17 protein-coding genes are annotated in these 17588 nt (G+C 59.3%); 14 read left to right on the plus strand and 3 right to left on the minus strand.

Annotated features, from left to right (window positions below):
* Positions 1 to 487, plus strand: a 487-nt coding sequence (locus tag FS804_RS20005) for a transposase (protein ID WP_186376929.1), incomplete at its 5' end; no start/stop codon positions are given.
* A 159-nt stretch (positions 488 to 646) separates the two neighbouring features.
* On the opposite strand, the gene FS804_RS20010 is transcribed toward FS804_RS20005, so the two are convergent.
* Positions 647 to 1684 (minus strand): Ldh family oxidoreductase, encoded by a 1038-nt coding sequence (locus FS804_RS20010; protein ID WP_144578639.1) that lies wholly within the window; start codon positions 1682 to 1684, stop codon positions 647 to 649.
* Positions 1685 to 2127: 443 nt separating this feature from the next.
* On the opposite strand from FS804_RS20010, the gene FS804_RS20015 reads away from it, so the two are divergent.
* The 7 genes from FS804_RS20015 to FS804_RS20045 all read left to right on the plus strand — a co-directional run bounded on the left by FS804_RS20015 (position 2128) and on the right by FS804_RS20045 (position 9138).
* Positions 2128 to 2934: a transporter substrate-binding domain-containing protein gene (locus tag FS804_RS20015; RefSeq protein ID WP_063951666.1), complete on the plus strand. Its 807-nt coding sequence runs from the start codon at positions 2128 to 2130 to the stop codon at positions 2932 to 2934.
* A gap of 71 nt (positions 2935 to 3005) precedes the next feature.
* Positions 3006 to 3671, plus strand: coding sequence for an amino acid ABC transporter permease (locus FS804_RS20020; RefSeq protein WP_063951667.1), 666 nt, complete (start codon positions 3006 to 3008; stop codon positions 3669 to 3671).
* Between the two features lie 12 nt (positions 3672 to 3683).
* Positions 3684 to 4337: an amino acid ABC transporter permease gene (locus FS804_RS20025; protein WP_144578640.1), complete on the plus strand. Its 654-nt coding sequence runs from the start codon at positions 3684 to 3686 to the stop codon at positions 4335 to 4337.
* Positions 4330 to 5052, plus strand: a complete 723-nt coding sequence (locus FS804_RS20030) for an amino acid ABC transporter ATP-binding protein (RefSeq protein WP_112637244.1) — start codon at positions 4330 to 4332, stop codon at positions 5050 to 5052. Before FS804_RS20025 ends, FS804_RS20030 begins: the two co-directional genes overlap by 8 nt.
* Entirely contained in the window at positions 5052 to 6293 is a 1242-nt protein-coding gene (locus FS804_RS20035; protein WP_144578641.1) for an FAD-binding oxidoreductase, read from the plus strand. Before FS804_RS20030 ends, FS804_RS20035 begins: the two co-directional genes overlap by 1 nt.
* A gap of 111 nt (positions 6294 to 6404) precedes the next feature.
* Positions 6405 to 8099: an aconitase X gene (locus tag FS804_RS20040; protein ID WP_144578642.1), complete on the plus strand. Its 1695-nt coding sequence runs from the start codon at positions 6405 to 6407 to the stop codon at positions 8097 to 8099.
* A 10-nt stretch (positions 8100 to 8109) separates the two neighbouring features.
* Positions 8110 to 9138, plus strand: coding sequence for a proline racemase family protein (locus tag FS804_RS20045; RefSeq protein WP_144578643.1), 1029 nt, complete (start codon positions 8110 to 8112; stop codon positions 9136 to 9138).
* Between the two features lie 177 nt (positions 9139 to 9315).
* On the opposite strand, the gene FS804_RS20050 is transcribed toward FS804_RS20045, so the two are convergent.
* Together FS804_RS20050 and FS804_RS20055 are read right to left on the minus strand one after the other, a co-directional pair.
* On the minus strand, positions 9316 to 10338 hold the full coding sequence (locus FS804_RS20050; protein WP_144578644.1) for a LacI family DNA-binding transcriptional regulator: 1023 nt from the start codon (positions 10336 to 10338) through the stop codon (positions 9316 to 9318).
* A gap of 157 nt (positions 10339 to 10495) precedes the next feature.
* Positions 10496 to 10816 (minus strand): hypothetical protein, encoded by a 321-nt coding sequence (locus tag FS804_RS20055; protein ID WP_144578645.1) that lies wholly within the window; start codon positions 10814 to 10816, stop codon positions 10496 to 10498.
* 295 nt (positions 10817 to 11111) lie between these two features.
* Here FS804_RS20055 and FS804_RS20060 point away from each other — a divergent pair, with 295 nt between their 5' ends.
* The 6 genes from FS804_RS20060 to FS804_RS20085 all read left to right on the plus strand — a co-directional run bounded on the left by FS804_RS20060 (position 11112) and on the right by FS804_RS20085 (position 17417).
* Positions 11112 to 11915, plus strand: a complete 804-nt coding sequence (locus tag FS804_RS20060; RefSeq protein ID WP_144578646.1) for a transporter substrate-binding domain-containing protein — start codon at positions 11112 to 11114, stop codon at positions 11913 to 11915.
* A gap of 66 nt (positions 11916 to 11981) precedes the next feature.
* Positions 11982 to 12686: an amino acid ABC transporter permease gene (locus tag FS804_RS20065; protein WP_063951675.1), complete on the plus strand. Its 705-nt coding sequence runs from the start codon at positions 11982 to 11984 to the stop codon at positions 12684 to 12686.
* Positions 12683 to 13342: an amino acid ABC transporter permease gene (locus FS804_RS20070; protein ID WP_063951676.1), complete on the plus strand. Its 660-nt coding sequence runs from the start codon at positions 12683 to 12685 to the stop codon at positions 13340 to 13342. The genes FS804_RS20065 and FS804_RS20070 overlap by 4 nt, the downstream gene beginning before the upstream one ends.
* Positions 13323 to 14054: an amino acid ABC transporter ATP-binding protein gene (locus FS804_RS20075; protein ID WP_063951677.1), complete on the plus strand. Its 732-nt coding sequence runs from the start codon at positions 13323 to 13325 to the stop codon at positions 14052 to 14054. Before FS804_RS20070 ends, FS804_RS20075 begins: the two co-directional genes overlap by 20 nt.
* Positions 14055 to 14077: 23 nt before the next feature.
* The gene (locus FS804_RS20080) at positions 14078 to 15013 is read left to right on the plus strand and encodes a 2-hydroxyacid dehydrogenase (RefSeq protein WP_144578647.1); all 936 of its coding nucleotides are present in this window, start codon (positions 14078 to 14080) and stop codon (positions 15011 to 15013) included.
* 229 nt (positions 15014 to 15242) lie between these two features.
* The gene (locus tag FS804_RS20085) at positions 15243 to 17417 is read left to right on the plus strand and encodes a bifunctional diguanylate cyclase/phosphodiesterase (protein WP_144578648.1); all 2175 of its coding nucleotides are present in this window, start codon (positions 15243 to 15245) and stop codon (positions 17415 to 17417) included.
* Positions 17418 to 17588: the final 171 nt, after the last annotated feature.

The raw sequence follows: 17588 nt of genomic DNA on the forward strand, positions 1-17588 counted from the left end.
CGTGACCGGCTATCGCAACCCGACCCCGCCCAGAGACGGCATGATGCGCAAGTCGAAATTCGTCTACGAGCCAGAGGCTGATGGCTATCGTTGCCCTGAAGGGCAACTGCTGACCTATGCCACCACCGACCGCAGTGGTTACAGGCACTATCGCTCAGACCCATCCATCTGCCGTGACTGTCCGTTGCTGGCCTCCTGCACGTCCAATGCCGGATCGATACGAACCATCACCCGGCATGTCTGGCAGGATGCACGCGAACGCACGGATGCCCACCGCAAGACACCCTGGGGCAAGGCGATCTACAAGCGGCGCAAGGAAACGGTGGAGCGCTCCTTTGCCGATGCCAAACAGCTGCACGGGCACCGCTACGCTCGCTTCCGCGGCCTGATCAAGGTCAGATGGCAGTGCCTGCTTGCGGCCTCGGCACAGAACATCAAGAAGATCGCAATGGCGGTAACGAAAGTACCCGAACCTGCATGGGGATGAGGCGTTCAAGCCTATATTTGACGCCATGCCCCCAAGCAAACAGACGCCCAACAAAAATCTCAACCCAACCCAAAAACAAAACCCGCCGAAAAATCGACGGGTTTGTCAGCGGTCTGAGGCCCGCAATTGAGGGCCGTTTTTCATTTCCCCATCCAAATGTCAGGAGACCGCGTCCAGCCCCTTCTCCAGCAGTCGGTCAAGGCCGGCCATTTCGGCGGCGGTGAGCGTGATGCCTTCGTTTTCGGATTTGGCACGCGCCGCGAAGCGACGGCCGGAGGGCAAGCGGGCACCCTGGCCGACGATCGCTTCGAACAGCACTTCCGCGCGCTGGAATGGGTCACCGGGGCGGCCCTTGGCGAAGGCTTCCGGCGAGAAGGCGACGATCAACTCGCCATGGAAGGGCGCAAGTGTGGTCGTCCCAAGATAATCAAGCACTTCTGGGCTTGTCAGGTCACCGATCATGATGCCAGCGAGAAGTTCTATCATGGTGCCGATGGCTGATCCCTTATGGCCGCCAAAAGGAAGCATGGCGCCGGCAAGGGCTGCCTCAGGATCTGTGGTGGGATTTCCATTGGAGTCCACGGCCCAGCCCTCTGGCAGGGCCTTACCGGCGCGGCGGTGTAGTTCAATCTCGCCACGGGCAGCGACCGACGTCGCGAAATCGAAGACGTAAGGTGAGGTGTTCTTGCGCGGCCAGCCGAAAGCGAAGGGATTTGTACCGAGCAAGGGTTTGCTACCGCCCGTGGGTGCGACGGTGGCGTAGCTCGGGCACATCACCAGCCCGGCGAGCCCGTTTTCTGTCAGCCCTTCAACTTCGGGCCAGAGTGCCGAAAAGTGCGTGCAGTCATTGATGACAAGCGCTGCGACGCCGAGGCGTTTCGTGCGCTCCACCAGAACCGGCAGGCCAAGCTCGAAAGCGGGGTTGGCGAAGCCGCCATTGGCACTGACCTTAACAATTGCCGATCCATCGTCCTCCGCGACTTGCGGTATTGCATCCGGCTTGACCTTGCCGGACTTAACGGTCCGCAACGCGCCCTCGATACGGTAAACCCCATGAGATTTGCAGGCATCTCGCTCACCTGCTGTGATGACGCGCGCCAATGCAGCGGACTGCACATCATTGAGACCGGCCCTCAGGAAAATCGACTCGACCCGCTGAAAGAGTGCCTCAACGGTCAAGGTGATCGTGTCGCTCATCATAGTCCTCCAACAGGATCGCACAATTTGAATACATAAAGTATACAAAGGGCGACGTAATGCAACGGTTCATTTCATTTATCCTTCCGAGAGCGTGCGGCTCCTTTAGGCATAAGGAGGCGAAAATCGAGCCATTTACCAATGCTTTCACAGATCTAGACCAGTCAAACAAATCCCTACCTGCTGATAGGCGCAAAAGATTCAAATGCGCATCGGGTGAGTGCCGGCGCAAAGCATCACTTTGAGGCAGCATCGGGCTGTCCCTCCTGCCCAATTGATTCCAAAGCGGTTTTCCTACCCAGTCTAACGAGTGCCTCCTCCAACTTCGCACATGCAAAAATTCTTTTTGTATACTCCTTGTATTTTTATATTGATTTCTCGCTTAGGTGGGGAAATAGTGGCCTGGCCCTCAAGGGCAGACCAATTCTGGGAGCAAATCAAAAATGAAAAAATCGGCCATTTTCGCCGGCCTGTTGGCCGCCACTTCCGCAATCACCCCGGCCAAGGCCGACAAGCTCGACGACATTATTTCGTCCGGTACGCTGCGCTGCGCCGTCGTCCTTGACTTCCCGCCCATGGGCGCGCGTGACGACGCCAACAACCCGATCGGTTTTGACGTTGACTATTGCAACGATCTCGCCAAGGCGCTCGGCGTCACCGCTGAGATCGTTGAGACCCCGTTCCCCGAGCGTATTCCGGCACTGATGTCCGGTCGCGTTGATGTCGGCGTTGCCTCGACCTCCGATACGCTGGAACGCGCGAAAACGGTCGGCATGACCGTGCCTTATTTCGCTTTCGAAATGGCCGTGACCGCTAACGACAAGTCGGGCGTCAAGTCGTTCGAGGACATGAAGGGCAAGACGGTTGGTGCGACTGCCGGCACCTTCGAGGCGATCGCGCTTGAAAAGACCGTCAAGGAATGGGGAGTCGGCGAATTCCGCCCGTACCAGACTCAGGCTGACGTTTTCCTTGCTCTCAGCCAGGGCCAGATTGACGCGACCGTTTCGACCTCGACGGTTGCTCAGTCGAACGTCAAGAGCGGCAAGTTCGCAGGCATTTCCGTTGTCGGCAAGGCGCCATACGACATTGACTATGTCGCGCTCTTCACCAACCGTGATGAATACGGCTTCATCAATTATCTGAACCTCTTCATCAATCAGCAGGTCCGCACAGGGCGTTACGCCGAACTCTACAAAAAGTGGGTTGGCGGCGAAGTGCCTTCACTCACCGTCAACGGCGTTTATCGCTAATCAGGACTTTTCGTAAACGGCGCGGTCGAAATGATCGCGCCGTTGATCGTTTCTGAGGAGGCGGGACCTTCATGTTCAACTATACATTCCACTGGAATCAGGCGCTGAAGGCTCTGCCACAGCTTCTGGACGGTGCGGTGGTGACGCTCCAGATCGCCATATTGTCGATGGTTATCGGCCTTGCATGCGCCATTGTGCTGACGCTGTTTCGGCTTTCCGGCAACCGGATCCTGGGTGCTTTCGCTGCTGTCTGGGTAGAAGTCGCGCGCAACACGCCGGCCTTGTTCCAGATCTATATGGCGCATTTCGGCCTTGGCAATTTCGGCATTCACCTCAGCCCCTATACCGCCCTTCTCGTCGGCATCGCCTTCAACAATGCCGGTTATCTCGCAGAGAATTTCCGTGGTGCGCTGAAAGCCATTCCGGATACGCAGACGCGGTCAGGCCGCTCGCTGGGCATGACATCGATGCAGACGTTCCGTCTCATCATTATGCCTCAGATGCTGCGTGTCGCGTTTTTGCCTGCCACAAACCAGATGGTCTGGGCGATCCTCATGACCTCGCTCGGCGTCACGGTCGGTATGAATACGGATCTCGCCGGTGTCACCCAGGCGCTGAACGCCCGTTCGTTCCGCACCTTCGAATTCTTCGCGCTTGCCGCGGTCATCTATTATGTGATCGCCAAGATCGTCACGCTCGCCGCCCGATTGCTGGCCGCGCGTTTGTTCCGCTACTGAGAGAGGTGAGCCATGTTTGAAACCGCTCTCACCTGGAGTGATCTCGTCTTCCTGGCCAAGGGTGCCGGCATGACGCTTGCCGTCACCGCCGTTGCCGTTTCGGCAGGCACCATCATGGGGATCATCTTCGGCATCATCCGTTTCCAGGTCGGACCTTATTGGTCGCTGCCGCTGACTTTCATTCTGGATATTTTCCGTTCCGTACCATTGCTCATCCAGCTGGTTCTCGGCAATGCCTTCCAGTCGATCGCCAAGCTCGGCTGGCCACCCTTCACCACCTCCTGCGTGGTACTGTCGCTTTATACCGCGGCTTATTGCACGGAAATCGTGCGTGGTGGCATCGAAGCGGTGCCGTCCAACACCCGCCGCGCCTGCCGGTCGCTTGGCATGACCTGGTCGCAGGACATGCGTTACATCGTTCTGCCGCTGGCTACGCGCGTGTCATTGCCGGCGTGGATCGGTCTGACGTTGGGTGTGATGAAGGATTCCGCGCTTGTTTTGTGGCTCGGCCTCATCGAGCTTCTGCGCGCCTCGCAGATCCTTGTCACCCGCCTGCAGGAACCGCTGACCATCCTGATGATCTGCGGCGCCATCTACTTCCTTATCAGCTTCCCCATCGCCCGTTTCGGCGGGTATCTCGAAAGACGGTGGTCCCCCAATGATTGAGATCGAAAACGTCCGCAAATCCTTCGGCCCGCTGGAGGTTCTGAAAGGGATCAACCTCACCGTCAACAAGGGCGAGGTGGTCACCATCATCGGCGGCTCCGGTTCCGGCAAGTCGACGCTGCTCACCTGCATCAACGGGCTTGAGCCAATCGACAGCGGCAAGATCGTCATAGACGGCACCGAGGTCCACGCCAAGTCGACCGACCTCAACAAACTGCGCCGCAAGGTCGGCATCGTCTTCCAGCAGTGGAACGCCTTTCCGCATCTGACGGTGCTTGAAAACGTCATGCTGGCGCCGCGCAAGGTGCTCGGGATTTCCAGGGAAAAGGCCGAGGAAATCGCAGTCAAACAATTGACCCATGTCGGCCTTGCCGAAAAGCTGAAGGTCTACCCGAACCGCATGTCCGGCGGCCAGCAGCAACGCATGGCGATTGCCCGCGCGCTCGCCATGTCGCCGGAATACATGCTTTTCGACGAAGTCACCTCCGCGCTCGATCCGATGCTGGTCGGCGAGGTGCTCGATACGCTGAAGATGCTGGCGGATGAAGGCATGACGATGATCTGCGTCACGCACGAAATGGCCTTCGCCCGCGATGTCTCGAACCGTGTGGCCTTCTTCCATCAGGGCGTGATGGCGGAAATCGGCACGCCGGATCAGCTCTTTGGCGCGCCGCAGCATCCTGAGACGCAGAAGTTCCTGGCGAGCGTTCGGTAATGCCTGCAAATGATGTCATCGTCATTGGGGCCGGCGTTGTCGGCCTCTCGGCGGCAATCGCGGCGCAGGGCCGCGGCCTGTCGGTCACGGTCATCGACCGTGAAGGACCGGCGGCGGGCGCTTCGGCCGGCAATGCCGGCGCCTTCGCTTTCACCGATATCCTGCCTCTGGCATCGCCAGGCATTCTCTGGAAAGCGCCGAAGTGGCTTCTCGATCCGCTCGGGCCGCTCAGCGTGCCGCCGGCCTATGCGCTGAAGATCGCGCCGTGGATGTTCCGGTTCTGGCGGGCCTGCGCGGCATCGAAAGTCGAACATTCGACCGCCGCCCAGACGGCGCTGATGGACCTTTCCAAGGCTGAGCTGGAGCCGTTCCTCAAAAAGACGGACACGATTGCGATGCTGCGCAAGGAGGGGAACCTTCAGGTCTATGAAAGCGAGGCCGAATTCGAAGCCTCGCTTCCCGGCTGGAAGGCGCGCGAACGCCATGGCATCGAGTTCCGGCATCTGAACGCCGAACAGATGGCCGAGATACAGCCCGGCATCGCGCCGCGTTTTTCCTGCGGCACCTTTACGCCCGGCTGGTATTCCATCGCCGATCCCAAGCTTTATACGCTGGCGCTGGCCGACCATTTCCGCACAATTGGTGGCCGCATCGAATGCCTTGATGTCGCCTCGCTCCGACCGCTGGACGATGGCGTCGAGGTGGTGAGCCATGATGGGCGCACGCGCAGGGCAGGCAAGGTGGTGCTGGCGGCGGGGGCTTTCTCGCACCGCATCGCCCGTTCGCTTGGTGAAAAAATTCCGCTGGAAACGGAAAGGGGATATAATACCACCTTGCCGTCCGGTGCCTTCGATCTGCGCACGCAGGTGACTTTCGGCGGCCATGGTTTCGTCGTTACTCGTCTATCCTCCGGCATTCGTGTTGGCGGTGCGGTGGAACTCGGCGGACTGGAGCTTCCGGCCAATTTCGCCCGGTCCGAGGCGCTTTTGACCAAGGCGAAGGCTTTTCTGCCGGGCCTGAAAACGGAAGGCGGCAAGCAGTGGATGGGCTTTCGTCCCTCGCTGCCGGACAGCCTGCCGGCCATAGGTGAAGCACGGCACACGGCGAGGGTGATTTATGCCTTTGGTCATGGCCATCTGGGGCTGACGCAATCCGCCGGCACCGCCCGCATCGTCGCCGATCTTCTGACGGGCCAAAAACCCGCCATCGATACAGGGGCATTTTCGCCGCAACGTTTCTAGAGGATTTGGCTTTTCTCTGAAAGGCAAAAACTCTTGGCTCTGTTTTTCAAGCATTTACCGGGCGTAGAACCGCTATGCGGTTTTGACGGAAATGCTTTAGGGAGGTTTTCGATGTTTTCTGCCGTTCCTGAAGCTCGCAGCATTCTGGCCGGAGCCGCCGAGGGTCCCGTGATCGCCGCGACCGAAGGGCTGAGCTTCTGGGGCGGGGTCGATCCTGCCACCGGCAAGGTGATCGACGTTCACCACCCGTTGCATGGCGTCTGTCTCACCGGCGGCGTGCTGTTCATGCCGACCAGCCGCGGCTCATGCACCGGTTCGGGCGTTCTGCTTGATCTTATCCTCACCGGCCGAGCGCCCTCGGCGCTGATTTTCTGCGAGGCTGAAGATGTTCTGACGCTCGGCGCGCTTGTGGCGGCGGAAATGTTCGAAAAGGCTTTGCCGGTCGTCCGTCTTGACGCGGATAATTTCGACCGCTTCTCGCGTGCCGCGCATGTCAGCATCAACGAGAACACCATTGAGGCCGACGGTATCTCGCTTGCCATCGCTCCGCCGGCGACGGCCCATCTCGACCTCACCGACGACGACCGGGCGATGCTTGAGGGCCGTGACGGCATCGCCGCGCGCCAGGCCATGCGCATCATCGTCGCCATGGCGGCCCAGCAGGGCGCATCCGCGCTTGTCGATGTGACACAGGGTCATATTGATGGCTGCATCTATGCCAGCCCCGCCAACCTGACCTTCGCGGAAAAAATGGCTGACATGGGCGGCAAGGTGCGGGTGCCGACGACCATGAACGCCATTTCGGTGGACAAGGCGCATTGGCGGGCGCAGGGCGTGCCGGAGGATTTCGGCGATCCGGCCGCAAGGCTGGCGGATGCCTATGTGCGCATGGGCTGTCGTCCCACCTTCACGTGTTCTCCTTACCTGCTGGATAGCGCGCCAAGTGCCGGCGAATCGATCGGCTGGGCCGAATCGAATGCGGTGATCTTCGCCAATACGGTGCTCGGTGCCCGCACCGCCAAGCACCCGGATTTTCTCGATCTCTGCATTGCGATGACGGGCAGGGCGCCGCTTTCGGGCGTGTATCTCGAAGAGAACCGCCGGCCGCAGCGTATCATCGATGTGGCGTTGCCAGCGGGCATCGATGACGCCTTCTGGCCGCTCGTCGGCTATCTCGCCGGCAAGGCCGCGCCGGATTGCATTCCGCTGCTGCGCGGCCTCGGTTCCGCAATGCCCTCGCGGGATGATCTGAAAGCGCTTTGCGCCGCTTTCGGCACCACTTCTGCTTCACCCATGCTTCATATCGAGGGCGTGACGCCGGAGGCGGAACTTGCGCCGCTCGAAACCGCCGACACCGTAACCATTTCACTCGCCGATATGGCCGCTGGCTGGTCGCTTCTGAACGAGGGGCCGGAAGAGGTGCAACTCGTTGCCATCGGTAGCCCTCATGCCTCGCTGGAAGAGTGCCGCGCCCTTGCCGCCGCGTTCAACGGCCGCAAACGCCATGCGGATGTCGCCGTCATCGTGACTGCCGGCCAGCAGATTATCGATGCGGCCATACAGGATGGCACACTGCAACGTCTGAAAGATAGTGGCGTGCAGGTGCTGCCTGACCTGTGCTGGTGCTCGATTTCCGAGCCGGTTTTTCCGACGAAGACCCGTGCGCTCATGACCAATTCCGGCAAATACGCCCATTACGGCCCCGGCCTTAGCGGTCGCGCGGTGCGCTTCGGCAGTCTTGCCGATTGCGTTGAAAGCGCGCTGACCGGCAGGGCTGCTTCCCGTCTTCCCGCCTGGCTTTCCTGAGGAGAACTGAATGCGCAGTATCAAGACCGTTCATGTCATTTCCGCCCATGCGGAAGGCGAAGTGGGGGATGTGATCGTCGGCGGTGTCAGGCCGCCGCCAGGCGAAACGATCTGGGAACAGAGCCGTTTCATCGCCCGTGATGAAACCCTCCGCAATTTCGTGCTGAATGAGCCACGCGGCGGCGTCTTCCGCCACGTCAATCTGCTGGTGCCGCCCAAACATCCCGATGCGGATGCCGCCTTCATCATCATGGAGCCGGAAGATACGCCGCCCATGTCCGGCTCCAACTCAATTTGCGTGTCCACCGTGCTGCTGGATGGCGGCATCGTGCCGATGCAGGAGCCGGAAACCCATATGCTGCTGGAAGCACCGGGTGGGCTGGTGAAGGTGCGCGCGGAATGCCGTAACGGCAAGGCCGAACGCATTTTCGTGCAGAACCTGCCGAGCTTTGCCGCGAAGCTCGATGCGGAACTTGAGGTCGAAGGTCTCGGTAAGTTGAAAGTGGACACCGCCTATGGCGGTGATAGTTTCGTCATTGTCGATGCCGAGGCGATGGGCTTCAGCCTGAAGCCGGAAGAGGCGCATGAGATCGCCCGCCTCGGTGTGCGTATCACCAATGCCGCCAACAAGGCTCTGGGTTTCGATCATCCCGAAAACCCCGACTGGAAACATTTTTCCTTCTGCCTCTTCGCCGGCAAGGTAGAACGCACAGCCGAGGGCCTGCGGGCAGGGGCGGCCGTTGCCATCCAGCCGGGCAAGGTGGACCGCTCGCCGACCGGCACGGCACTTTCGGCTCGCATGGCCGTGCTGCATGCACGCGGCGAAATGAAGGAAGACGAAACGCTCACGGCGGTGTCGCTGATCGGCTCGACCTTCACCGGCCGTATCCTCGGAACCACAACAGTCGGCGACCGCCCTGCCATCCTGCCGGAAATCTCCGGCCGAGGCTGGATCACCGGAATACACCAGCACATGCTCGATCCGTCGGATCCATGGCCGGAGGGGTATCGGCTGACGGATACCTGGGGTGCGCGGTAAGATCCTCGCCTGTCATCCTCGCCCTTGAGGCGAGGGCCCGTTGGTTGCCGAATTTGCAGGTCCTCGTATCAAGCCCGAGGATGACGTCGAGATGGGGAGAGGATGGTGCCACTCGTTTCTTTTCCCCCTTGGGGAGAAGAAGCAAGTGGCCGCCGCTCGTTCCCCCTCACTAGAGTCTCACCTACCCAACCGCTTCGTCGTTTCCCGCACGATCAGCTCGAACCCGACATCCACCCGCGCCCCTTCGGGAACCGCGGCATCCTTTTCCGGCTCCAATATCGAAAGCAGCAATTCGCCCGCCTTTCGGCCGATCATCTGCGCATCGACCCGGATAGTCGAAATCGCCGGATAACATTGCCGGCCGATATCGAAATCTCCGAAGCCGAGAATGGAAACCTGATCGGGCACGGCAATGCCGCGGCGGTGACATTCCATCAGCGCGCCAACGGCGGAAATATCGGAGACGGCGAAAATACCTTCGACATCGGGCGCCTTTGTCAGCAGCGAACCGAGTGTCCTTGCGCCGTGATCATAGGAGACCGGCGCGCTGCCTTCACGAATGATGAGATCGTCGGAAATGCCGGCTTCGCGCAGTGCTGCACCAAAACCGAGGAGGCGGCTTTCTCCGCGCCAATCCTTCACATCACCGTCGGCCCTGGAACCGAGCGCACCGATTCTCTTGAAGCCGAGCGATATCAAGTGTTTGGCGGCGGTTCTTCCCACTTCGTAATTGGAAAAACCGACCGCGTGGTCGATCGGATGTTCGGGCACGTCCCAGATTTCAACAATCGGGATACCGGCGCGCATCAACACTTCGCTCGCCATCTTGGTATGCACCGTGCCGGCGACGACGATAGCATCAGGGCGGCGCTCCATCATGGTGCGGATGACGCGCTCCTCCTCCTGCAGGTCATACATCGTATAACCGATCAGCAACTGGTAATCGGCCGCGCGCAGCGCTTTGGCCAGCCCCTGCGCGCTGTCGGCGAAATTGGAGTTGGTGAGTGTTGGCAGGATAGCGGTGATGAAATTGGTGCGCCGGGAAGAGAGCGAACCGGCGATTCGATCCGGCACATAGCCAAGCTTCTCGATGGCCTTCATCACCTTCTGGCGCGTCTCTTCCGACACCAGGGCAGGATCGGCCAACACCCGCGAAACGGTCATCTTGGAGACGCCCGCGAGTTTCGAGACGTCGCTCATGGTAGCTTTTTTTGACGTGACTAACGCTGCGGCCAAGGGCGTGCGCTCCACCAAAGCATGTCTCCCGAAATTCGAACCGGTTCAGGACAAGACATACACGAAGATATCTAGGGAAAGCACGCCGTATGATTTGGTATCAATGCGGCGTGCACCGGATTTATGCGACGCGGCTATAGACCAGATGATAAAAACGCCCGTCGCACATGCTCATCATCTCATCCGTCAGCACCCGGCCTTCCAGCCGGACGGGGGAAACCAGCGCTTCCTCCACTGCTTCCATCGACGGATAGTCGATTTCCTGCACCATGATGATCGACGCGGCGTCCGGGTCCGTGCGCTCGGTGCGCATCACCCGCACGGCCTGTGCATTCGGCATACGTTTCCAGACTGGCAGCAATTTTTCCTCGACGATGCGGAAGAACTCCTCCTCCCGGCCGGGGTGGATCTTGCCTTCGAAAATTGCCGAGCGTGTATACATGGTTTTCCTCCCGAACGACTGTCCAATGCAACAGGGGTGCAGATCAGACTTGCAATGATACCGATAACATGCATTATTGATCCTGCCAAGAACGTGAAACGGTGTCGACACGAGGAAAATCGATAACCAGCCGAAAACAGTGAATTTAATGGGGAATTCATCTGGTTTTGTGCTTTCGCGGTTTCTTGGGAGGAGTTTTTAGTCAATCGCGGTAAAATGTTATCGAGAACATTTTCCGGTTTGCGCAAGGCCGCTGTTCCATTTGGGCAGCCACTATAAGGTTGGAGGAGAAACCATGAGCATTTCAAGATTTCTGAAGAACATGACCGTTGCCGTAGGTGTTGCCGCAGCGGCGCTTGCCGTCACCACATCCGCCCATGCTGTCTCGCTCAGCGAGATCACGGCGCGCGGCAAGGTCAAGATCGGCGTTCTGACCGGCGCTCCGCCGATGGGCATGGTGGATGAGAAGGGCAATCCTTCCGGTTATGACGTGGATGTCGCCAACCTCATCGGTTCTTACCTGTCGCTGCCGGTTGAGCTTGTGCCGCTGACGCCACCTGCGCGTATTCCCGCGCTCCAGACCGGTAAGGTCGACTTCCTTGTTGCAACGCTTGCGCCGACCGGCGAGCGCGCCAAGACCGTGATGTTTACGCAGCCTTACAGCGCCTTCAACATGGATATCATCTCCGGCAAGGACCAGAAGTTCGAGAATCTCGACAGCCTCAAGGGCAAGCGCGTGTCGGTCAATCGCGGTTCCTCGCAGGAAACCGCGCTGCGCAAGGCCAATATCGAAGGTCTGGAAATCGTTGTCTACGAGGACGATTCCACCAGCGCCCAGGCACTGCTTGCAGGTCAGGTCGATGCCGTGGCACTGCCTTCCACAGTCGGCGAGGCGATCATCAAACAGCGTCCGGAAGCCGGTTTGCAGGTTGGGTTCACCTTCTTCCAGCAGGGCAACTCCATGGCGACGAAGCTCGAGGATTTCGAGCTGCGCCAATGGCTGAACACCTCCATCTACCTCATGAAAATGTCCGGCGATCTCGACCGTATCTCGGTCAAGTGGACCGGTCGGCCGCTGCCGCAATTGCCAAGCTTCTGATTGAGCCTTTCAACGCGCCCGCCGGGAAGGCTTCCGGCGGGCCGGGAAATGTCAACGGAGTGACGCATGTCCTACACATTCCAATTCGGCGCACTCGCCCAATATCAGAATGAGATTCTGAACGGCATATGGCTGACGATCAAACTGTCGGTCCTCTCCATCGTGCTCGGCTGCGCTTTCGGCATTCTTCTCGCTTCGCTGCGGTCCATCAATGGCGGCATCGTCCGCATCATCGTGGATGCTTATGTCGAGGTGATCCGCAATACGCCGTTTCTCGTGCAACTGTTCATCGTCTATTTTGGCCTTCCGGGCCTGGGCTTTCGCGTCGGGGCGGATACGGCGGCGCTGATCGGCATGACGATCAATCTCGCGGCCTATTCGACGGAAATCATCCGCGCCGGCATCGAGGCGGTGCACAAGTCGCAGATCGAGGCGGGCGAGGCGCTGGGCTTTACCAAGTACCAGATCTATCGCCACGTCATCATCGTGCCTGCTATCGCCAAGGTCTATCCGTCGCTCTGCAGCCAGTTCGTGCTGATGATGCTGGCATCGAGCATATGTTCGGCCATTTCCACCCATGAGCTTGCGGCGGCCGCAGCCTTCGTGGAATCGCAAACCTATCGCTCCTTCGAGGTCTATATCGTCGTCACGCTCATCTATCTGGCGCTGGCGCTTTCGTTGCGGCTCATCCTTGCCCTTGTCGGCATGTGGCTGTTTGGCCGCCGTGTCGCCCGCAAGACGATCACTGCTTTGCCGGAGGTGCAGTCATGACCCTTAGAACTTTCGGCTGGAACGAATTCGGCTTCCTTTTGACCGCCCTGCAATGGACGGTGCTGCTGACGATCATTGCGCTGATCGGCGGCGGCATTGTCGGCTTCTTTATCGCTCTTGCCCGCACCTCGGACAGCAAGCTGCTGCGCATTGCCGCCGGCACCTATATTCAGGTCATTCAGGGCATTCCGGTGCTGATGATCCTGTTCCTGTCCTATTACGGCCTCAGCCTTGCCGGGCTGGAACTGCCGCCGCTTTTTGCCGCCGGCGCGTCGATGACCATCTATACCTCAGGTTATCTCGCGGAAATCTGGCGCGGCTGCATTCAGGCGGTGCCGAAGCAGCAATGGGAAGCGTCGGAATCGCTCGCTCTCACCCGCGCCCAGCAATATCGCTACGTCATCCTGCCGCAGGCGATGCGGATTTCCCTGCCGCCGACCGTGGGTTTTGCCGTTCAGGTCGTTAAGAATACGTCCATCGCATCGATCATCGGTTTCGTCGAACTGGCAAGAGCAGGGCAGCTCATCAATAATGCCACGTTCCAGCCGTTCCGCGTCTTCGTCGCCGTGGCCGTTCTTTATTTCATCGTCTGCTACCCGTTGTCCCAGCTGTCGCGTTGGCTGGAAAGGAGGCTTCATGCCGGAAGTAATCGTTGAAAACGTTCATAAGAGCTTTGGTGCTCTGGAAGTCCTAAAAGGCGTGTCGCTTTCGGTCGGTCGCGGGGAAGTCTTTGCCCTCATTGGCCGTTCGGGCTCGGGCAAGAGCACGCTTCTGCGCTGCATGAACGGGCTGGAAAAGATCAATTCCGGCCGCATAGAAATCGCCGGTCATGCGATCGGCGAAGATGCCAAGGCTCTGCGCAAGCTGCGCACCGACGTCGGCATCGTGTTTCAGAGCTACAATCTTTTCCCGCACCTGACGGTCGGCGAAAACATCATGCTCGCGCCGCGCATCGTCAAGGATGTGCCGAAATCGGAAAGCAAGGATATCGCCCGCGAAGTCCTGCAGCTGGTCGGCCTTTTGGAAAAATTCGATTCCTATCCCGACCAGCTGTCCGGTGGCCAACAGCAGCGCGTCGCCATTGCACGCTCGCTTGCCATGCGGCCGAAGGTAATGTTGTTCGATGAGGTGACCTCGGCGCTCGATCCCGAACTGACCGAGGAAGTGCTGACCGTCATGGAGAACCTCGCCAAGGACGGCATGACCATGATCCTCGTCACCCATGAAATGGCCTTCGCGCGCCGCGTGGCGACGCAAACCATCTTCATGCACAAGGGCAAGATCTGGGAAGAGGGTCGCTCGTCCGAGCTCTTTGCCAATCCGCAAACGCCGGAACTCCGGCAGTTCGTCAAGGCCGATGTGAAGTAGCTCACCGGCTCAAAGGAAAATCCATGACCACTGAAATCCTGCAACTGTGCCCGCTCATCCCGGCACTGGAAGAAGAACTCGCGCAGCGCTTTACGGTACATCGCCTGTTTGAAGCCGCAGACAAAGCTGCTTTCCTAGCCAAGCACGGCGGCGCAATCCGCGGCGTTGTCACGGGCGGCCATATCGGTCTGCCTGCGGATATTGGTGCTGCGCTCCCCAGCCTTGAAATTGTCGCCATTAATGGGGTGGGTTTCGACAAGGTTGATCTGGCTGAAGCCAGAAAACGGGGGGTTCATGTTTCCAATACGCCCGACGTGCTGACGGCGGATGTGGCCGACCTTGCGCTGGGCCTCATACTGGCACAGGCGCGAAAGCTGCCGCAGGCGGACCAATATGTCCGCACCGGTCAATGGCTGAAGGGCGACATGGGCCTTTCCACACGCGTGGCCGGTCGCCGCTACGGCATTTTCGGTTTTGGCCGCATTGGCCAGGCGATCGCAAAGCGGTTGGAGGGTTTTGACGGAAAGATATCCTACACCGCCAGAAGCCGACGTGAGGTCGCTTATGATTATTACGGCAGCATAGAGGACCTTGCTGCCAATTGCGACGTCCTCATCATCGCCGCCGCTGCCACCGCCGAAACACGGCACATCGTCAATGCCGATGTGCTGAGCGCACTAGGGCCGCAGGGAATACTCGTCAACGTGGCGCGCGGTTCGCTGGTGGATGAGAAGGCGCTCATCGAGGCGCTATCGAAAGGTGCGATCGGCGGCGCGGCGCTGGATGTGTTCGAAGAAGAGCCGCGCGTGCCCGAAGCGCTGTTTGCCTTCGATACGGTCATCCTTGCCCCGCATGTCGGCAGCGGCACGCACCAAACCCGGCGTGCCATGGCAGATCTGGTTCTCGCCAATCTTGACGCGCATTTTGCCGGTCAGGAATTGCCGACACCTGTCGTGTGATACAATTTCTGAACACGGGACAATGTTATGGCGCGGATTTTGTCCGCGCCGTTTTGCGTAACGCATCCACCGATATGTTCTCGGTCCCGGAAAGACGGCGATTTAGGCCTCGTTTCGACCCGCCGTTCACATTTATATAATATGTATAATCCTACTATTCTGCTTTCTTATAAAGCAGTGAGGCGGAGTGGTGCGTTCCAAAGGCCCGAAGACACCCGAGCAGGCCCGGATGTCGCGAAAAACTCGCAGAAGTGCCGCGTCAGCCTCCGCTGCCGTTAGCGAAAACACCAATCCATCTGACCGGCACGCCCTTCTGGAAGCGATGATCGATCACGTGCCGGATTTCATTTACGCCAAGGATCTGGAAGGGCGCTTCCTTTTCGCCAATCGTGCCATCGTCAATGAGAACGGTTTTGACACGGTCGAGCAGCTTATCGGGCTCACCGACTACGAGATCCACGGGGAAGCGGCCAATATCGCCGGCATTCCCGATACCGAATCGCGCGTGATGCGCACTGGCAAGGCGGATCTTGGATATGAAGAACGCGCCATGCGTGGCGATGTTGATCGCTGGCTCATGATGTCTCGCGTGCCGCTTAGGGACAAGGCGGGCAACATCATCGGTGTGGTCGGCGCCTCGCGGGATATTACCCAGAAAAAAGCGTCGGAAAGACTGCTTCAGGCACAGGCGCATATTCTCGAAATGATTGTCGCGGCCGCCCGTATCGAGGATTTTCTTGAAGAATTCGTCAAGGCTATTGAAAATCTGGCAACCGGACTGGCCTGCGCCGTGCGGGTATTTGATGCTGCGGAGGGAGAACCGTCCGTTTATGTTTCGCCGGCTCTGGCGCAGCAAAAGGGACTGATCGCCCTTCTCTCCAGCGTCAGCGACCCCGACGGCCTAACCCACTCCGCCGAAGATGTGGCCTTTAGTTTCGATATCCCCGAAAGCGGAGGCAAGGCGCACGGTTTCGTCTGGTGTATGCTGGCCGGCCGTCTGCCGGATCCTGCGCTCCTCGAGTTCATCGGCGCGGCGGCGCGCATGGCGGGCCTTGCCATTGACCGAAAGAGGGCAGCGGAGCACATCGCGTTTCTCGCCGATCACGATATGCTGACCCGGCTGCCGAACCGCCGTTTTCTCGATACGAGGCTACCTGAAATATTGGAGACGGCCGGGAAGACGAAGGGAAGGGTGGCCGTCTGCTTTCTTGACCTCGACAATTTCAAGCAGATCAACGATACGCTCGGCCACAGCATCGGGGACGCGCTTCTTTCAAAGACCGCGTCGCGCATTGCCAGAGCGCTGCGTAAAAGCGATCTGGTTCTGAGGGTTGGCGGCGATGAATTCGTCATCGTTCTTGACGTACGCCAAGAGGATGTCGAAACCCGGCTGCACCGCATCCGCGCTGCTGTTTCACAACCTCTGCGTATCGGCAATTACGATATCAAGGTCACATGCAGCATCGGAATGGCGTTTTTCCCGGAGCATGGAAAGAACACGGCGGAGATCGTCGCGGCCGCCGATCTTGCCATGTATGAAGCCAAACACAGCGGGCGTGACAAGATTGCCACCTTTACCCCCAACATGGCGGAGGACCTGAAAAAGAAGGTCAACCGCATCGAAGAACTGCGCAAGGCCGTAACGCGCGACGAGTTCGTGCTGCACTTCCAGCCGCAGATCAATCTTGCGAGCGGCGTAATGAATGGCGTGGAAGCGCTGGTGCGCTGGCAGCACCCGACGGAAGGTCTGCTTGCTCCCTCGGAATTCATCGGACTTGCGGAAGAAACCGGCCTGATCGTCGAACTCGGCGAAAGCATCCTGCGCAAGGCCTGTCATCAGGCGCAGGCATGGGCGGCCGCCGGGCTTCCGCCCGTCAAGATGGCGGTCAATATTTCGCCGCGGCAGTTTCAGGGCGGGCTGGTGGAACAGATAAGGGCCGCGCTGAAGGAAACCGGACTTCCGGCATCGCTTCTGGAAATCGAAATCACTGAGACGCTCATCATTCAGGACGTTGACGCATCCGTGCGCATCATGCGGGCCATCAAGGACATGGGCGTGAGCCTCGCGCTGGATGATTTTGGGGTCGGTTACTCCTGCCTCGGTATGCTCAAGACCTTTCCTCTCTCCTGCATGAAGATCGACCGCTCCTTCCTCGCTCACCTGCCTGGTAATGCCAAGGACAGTGCCATCGTCTCGATCATGATCCAGCTTGCCAGCTCGCTGGGTATCGATGTCATCGCCGAAGGCGTGGAGACCGGTGAGCAGGCCAAATTTCTGCGGGACGCCGGGTGCCCCTGTGGTCAGGGCTATTATTTCAGCCCGCCGGTGCCCGCTCAGGCGATCGCGGCAATGCTGGCGCAAACCTCGATTTTCCCAAACGGGGCATCCGAAGCCAGCCGCTAAATTGCGGCACAGTGTCGATTATTTAAGAACGGACGTGCGCCCCGACCTGGGTGGCCGGCGTTTCCTATCATCGCCTTTTCTTGTTTCCCAACTGCAACATCCCCACGGCAGCATAAGTCGCAGCTTTCGCGGCCCGGCGACACCGTGCTGCACACCTGCTTCGATTGAGTA

Source organism: Agrobacterium sp. DE0009, from assembly GCF_007680755.1.
GTDB lineage: Bacteria > Pseudomonadota > Alphaproteobacteria > Rhizobiales > Rhizobiaceae > Agrobacterium > Agrobacterium tumefaciens_B.